The 4,577-nt window shown below is 51.5% G+C and carries 6 protein-coding genes, 1 tRNA gene and 1 pseudogene; 3 read left to right on the top strand and 5 right to left on the bottom strand.

The window, feature by feature from the left end:
* The coding region (locus AC9UES_RS06275; RefSeq protein ID WP_509527739.1) for a DUF4011 domain-containing protein at positions 1 to 558 on the bottom strand (558 nt) is incomplete at its 3' end.
* 72 nt (positions 559 to 630) lie between these two features.
* Here AC9UES_RS06275 and AC9UES_RS06280 point away from each other — a divergent pair.
* Positions 631 to 702, top strand: a tRNA-Arg gene (locus AC9UES_RS06280).
* 2 nt (positions 703 to 704) lie between these two features.
* Here AC9UES_RS06280 and AC9UES_RS06285 read toward each other — a convergent pair.
* A complete protein-coding gene (locus tag AC9UES_RS06285; RefSeq protein ID WP_509524796.1) occupies positions 705 to 1,208 on the bottom strand; it encodes an HNH endonuclease in 504 nt (167 codons plus the stop codon).
* Positions 1,209 to 1,478: 270 nt separating this feature from the next.
* A complete protein-coding gene (locus AC9UES_RS06290) occupies positions 1,479 to 2,375 on the bottom strand; it encodes a C40 family peptidase (protein WP_509527741.1) in 897 nt (298 codons plus the stop codon).
* A 217-nt stretch (positions 2,376 to 2,592) separates the two neighbouring features.
* Here AC9UES_RS06290 and serC point away from each other — a divergent pair, with 217 nt between their 5' ends.
* Both serC and AC9UES_RS06300 read left to right on the top strand, forming a co-directional pair.
* A complete protein-coding gene (gene serC / locus AC9UES_RS06295; RefSeq protein ID WP_509527743.1) occupies positions 2,593 to 3,711 on the top strand; it encodes a phosphoserine transaminase in 1,119 nt (372 codons plus the stop codon).
* An 89-nt stretch (positions 3,712 to 3,800) separates the two neighbouring features.
* Positions 3,801 to 3,938: a hypothetical protein gene (locus AC9UES_RS06300; RefSeq protein ID WP_509527747.1), complete on the top strand. Its 138-nt coding sequence runs from the start codon at positions 3,801 to 3,803 to the stop codon at positions 3,936 to 3,938.
* A gap of 42 nt (positions 3,939 to 3,980) precedes the next feature.
* Here AC9UES_RS06300 and AC9UES_RS06305 read toward each other — a convergent pair.
* Both AC9UES_RS06305 and AC9UES_RS06310 read right to left on the bottom strand, forming a co-directional pair.
* Positions 3,981 to 4,256, bottom strand: a pseudogene (locus tag AC9UES_RS06305) (DUF3027 domain-containing protein); the annotation flags it as partial.
* The coding region (locus AC9UES_RS06310) for a cold-shock protein (RefSeq protein WP_509527745.1) at positions 4,249 to 4,577 on the bottom strand (329 nt) is incomplete at its 5' end. The pseudogene AC9UES_RS06305 and the gene AC9UES_RS06310, both read right to left, overlap by 8 nt.

A 4,577-nucleotide genomic window follows, 5' to 3' on the forward strand; every position in this document is an offset into this window, starting at 1 on the left:
AGAAGAAATGTGGTCTAACACGCGAACTGGAATTGGGTCTGATCCGACTTGAACCATTGATAGCAAATCTTCAGCGTTTAGCTTTACCCCGTAGTGCCGAAGTAGCGCTGGAGCCAACGCTGGATTAACGATGGCCTTTCTGGAAAGACTTAGTTCAAAATCATCGTGCTTAGTTAGAAGGTTCACTGGCCAAAGCAAGATGGGCATCCGAAGCTCATGGCCGTCAGATCGCAAGTCCAGAAGCCCGCTTGCCAAGTAGAGACTCTCGATACCGAATTGCTCCGCGAGCGAGTCCTGCTTGTGCTTGATGCGATTGGCGGCGGAATAGGCCCTGGAGAAAGATAAAGAGTCGCGAATCAGGTTAGAAAGCAGGGTTGGCCTGCCGGTAACAAACTGAGCCAAGCCTCCCGGGTGGGCTTTTTCGAGATTTACTTGACCGTAGCTGTTGTCTTTGAAGTGGCTTAGTGGATCAGTTCCGCCAATTTGATTGATTTCTAAAAACCACTGCTCGCGAGTAGGCGCAGACCGATGATCCTGGGTGTCTAGAAAATCTGTCATAACTCAAGACTAACTTTGGGGGCCTTGATTCTTGGCTACCTCGGCTTGTGTTGAGGTATCTTTGATAGTTCCGGCCCCGTAGCTCAGTGGATAGAGCAGAGGTTTCCTAAACCTTGTGCGGAAGTTCGATTCTTCTCGGGGTCACTTTAGGCGGCTGCTGCAAAAGCTAAATACTGATCCCACTCAGGTTCGAATCTTTCCGTGCCCCGCACCATCCAGATTGTGCCAGCAGGCATCCGAGGTTTGAATTCTAGAGTCCAACCCATTTCAGCCAGGGTGCGATCACCCTTTTTGTTATTGCACCTTAGGCAGCAGGCAACAAGGTTTTCCCAAGAGTCGTCCCCGCCTTTGGATCTGGGCTGAACGTGATCAACAGTTGAAGCCGAGCGCTGACAGTAGGCGCAGCGGTGAGCGTCTCTTCGAAGCACGCCTCTTCGAGACACCGGAATTACCCGAGAGCCTGGAATGCGGACGTAGCGAGACAGCAAGATTACCGAGGGCAGCTTGTATTCCGAGGTTGCACTTCTTACTAGGTGATTTCCCGCCTGAGCTAAGACCGTGGCTTTTTGGTTTAGCACCAAGATTATGGCTCGCTTGAAGCTGACCACAGCAAGGGGCTCATAGCCTGCGTTTAGTACCAAAGTTCTCATTCAAGTTCCTTTCGAATTGACCCACACGGATTGTGGGCGTTCGGTTAGTTAGCTTGATTGCCTGGGCACAAAAAAAGCGCCGTCATAAATGACGACGCGATTTACTTGCCCGGTATCGAACCGATGGGCTCGGGTTGCCGAGATTGGAAGCAGTACTTGGGAAGCATGCTGTTCATCAAAACCCCTAGCCCTTCAATTAGATGACAATTTCTAACTAGCTATAGGTTAGCTCAAACAAAAACCAGAAGTATCAAAAAACCAGGCTGTGTTTTAGGAGTCGGTGCCTAGCCGAATAAAATAGTACCTAGAGTCAAAAATTGGAGCCAGCTTGACTCGGTCCCCAGGCTGAGGGGCGTGATAGAACTGCCCGTTTCCAGCGTAGATTCCGTTGTGGCTGTGATCGTTGAAGATAACTACGTCGCCAGGTCTGGCATCTTCGGGTGACACGACCATGCCGACTCTGGCCTGCGCATTCACACTGTGGCGAAGCTCAACACCGAACTGAGCATAGACATACATCACATATCCTGAACAGTCAAAGCCTCGTGGATTAGACCCACCAAAGACGTAGGGGGTTCCAACATATTGCGCAGCAACCTGCAAAACCTTCTCCGAGCTGACGGAGCTAAAAGGAGGGTCCTTGAGGAAGTCAGCAGCGCTTGGTCCCTCGTATGCCCGGTAGTTGCTAATGGTCTGCTGGCGCAGTACTTGTGCTGCGCTTTCGGACGCGTACTCACCTCTGACAAACTCCACGGTGTTGGCGGCAGCCACGGTTAGGTCCTGGGTGCCTTCGGTTTGAACAATATCTTCAGGGTTGGTGGTTGTGAACTTGGCCATGGCCGCAACCTCTGGGTCATATGCGTAAGCCGGCAAAGCCGAGGTCGCCAGTAAGCCGGATGCGGTAAGCATGGTGACGGCTGTTCGGAAAGTTTGATTGTTACGTAATCTTCCCTGGGCCGAGACTTTGCTTAGGGGTTTTTGCAGCTGGCGTTCTCGCCTAAGGGTTTTTGCCTCCATGCGGAGCACGGCCCTGCGAGCGCGTCTAGAAGACTTGGCTAGTTTCGCTTTCTCCGCTTCGCGCACCGAGCGTCTAGAGCGAACCTCAAAAGATTCCAAGACGTTTATTTCAACGTCTGCCCTGTGCTTGCCTGAACCATTACTGGCCAAAGATGCTACCTCCGCGTTGCTCTAGAGACTTCAACTAAGAAATCAATCCTGAATCGAAACTATTAGTTCTAAAGATCTGATTTCAGGCTCAAAGCATCTCAGATCCGACTACCGAAATAGGTTGATTTCGCTAGCTGGGCCAGTCTACCCGATGAGCAACTGGGGCTCAAAAACTGCGCCTGTTCTGGGCAAACTCGCAGACTACTAAACTATTCAGATGCCAGAGATCCTGATTCCTAGACAATTACTGCCCAAAGACGGCCGTTTTGGCTGTGGTCCCTCCAGGCTTAGGCCTGAGCAAATGGCGGCATTTGGCTCCAATGGTTCCTTGCTTATGGGCACCTCTCACCGCCAGGCTCCAATCAAGAACCTGGTTGCCGAGGTTCAAAATGGCCTACTTGAGCTTTTTCGGGCACCGGCTGGTTACGAGATTGCGCTCGGAAACGGTGGAGCCAGCGCATTTTGGGATATGGCAGCTTATTCACTGGCGGAGGGTAATTCCCAGGCGTTGGTCCACGGAGAATTCAGTTCCAAATTTGCCAGGTCCCTGGAGGCTCCTTTTCTAGGCGAACTTACTGTTCAAAAAGGCGAACCAGGCTCCAGGTCAGATTTTGTTGCTACTTCTTTAACAAATACATATGTATACCCGCAAAACGAGACCTCTACTGGGGTGGTTACCCCCGTAGAGAGGCTGGCTGGCGCAGACAGTGAAGCCTTGTTTCTAACCGATGCCACCTCGGCAGCCGGAGGGATGGACTTTGATGCCAGCAAGACTGACGTTTACTACTTTTCCCCGCAGAAAAACTTTGGCGCTGACGGCGGGATCTGGTTCGCTTTGCTTTCCCCTCGGGCGGCAGAGCGGGCCGAGAAGATAGCTAATTCGGATCGGTACATTCCAGAGTTTTTGTCCCTAAAAACGGCAATCACTCAATCAAGACTGAACCAGACCCTCAATACCCCAGCCCTAGCGACGCTTTTCTTGCTCAACGAGCAAGTCAAATGGATTAACGCCTCCGGTGGTTTGAAGTGGGCAGACGCCAAGACCCGATCCAGCTCCAAAGTGCTCTACGACTGGGCCGAGGCGTCTGGTGTGGCGAGCCCCTTTGTTTCCAACCCAGACCACCGCTCCCAGGTAGTTGTAACTTTAGAATTTGATCCAAGTGTGGATTCGGTTGAGCTGATTCGAGTGCTTCGAGCAAATGGAATTGTCGATGTCGACCCGTACCGCGGAATGGGGAAAAATCAACTTCGTATTGCTACATTCGTTGGTACCGACCAAGCTGATGTTGAGTCGCTGACAGCTTGTATTGACTTTGTCCTAGAGGAGCTAGCGTGATTAGGTTTCGAGTCAAGGAGCAAGATCGCAAACCCGATCCAGAACCTATTGAAACTAATGCTGCTTTAGCGGTAATAATCTTTACCGCAATGTGGGCAGTGGCCTTACTTCTTATCCTTCTTTTTGGCCAGACGCTTTCTAAGCCGCTTCCCGATTGGTGGGCGCTCACCTGTGTCTTTGGAATCGGGCTCGGAATCTACGGTTACCTCAAGGTCCGGGGCAGCTAGCTCCTCGGACTTATTCTTTTCAAGCTCAGCACGTCGCTCTGCCCAGGGCACCCAGCTTGGGGCCACGATCGATGCTTTGCCTGGGAGCAAAACAACTTCAGACACAGTTGCAGCATCTGATTTTTTAGCTTGGAATACAACCACATTCCACTCCCAGCCGACATAGCCAGTGAGCTTGGATTCAAATCGGTAGTTTGTGGTGTCTTTATCTTCGGTCGTGGTGCCGAGAAACTTTCCAACTCCATTTGCCGTAGCAGTTTCTTTAGCTGCTTTTTCGGCAAAGGATTGGTGCTGAGGCTTTTTGAGTAGCCTAAGCATCTAGCTCTTCGGCGAGCTTGCGAAGCAAGGCTGCGATTTTTTGGCTTTGGGCAGTTTCTGGCTGCTTGCCGCGCTTTAGTCCGCCGCTGATGTTATCTAGCAAACGGATTAGGTCTTCAACGATGACCGACATCTCGTCGGCAGGCTTTCTTGACATCTTCATCAGTGATGGCGGTGCCTCGAGAACGCGAACAGACAGCGCCTGAGCTCCTTTTTTGCCATCGACAATGCCGAATTCAACCCTGGTGCCAGGGGTTACCTGAGTCACTCCGTCTAGGAGTGCGCTGATGTGTAAAAAGACCTCTTGGCCTTCATCGGATG

Source organism: Rhodoluna sp., assembly GCF_044232805.1.
Lineage (GTDB): Bacteria > Actinomycetota > Actinomycetes > Actinomycetales > Microbacteriaceae > Rhodoluna.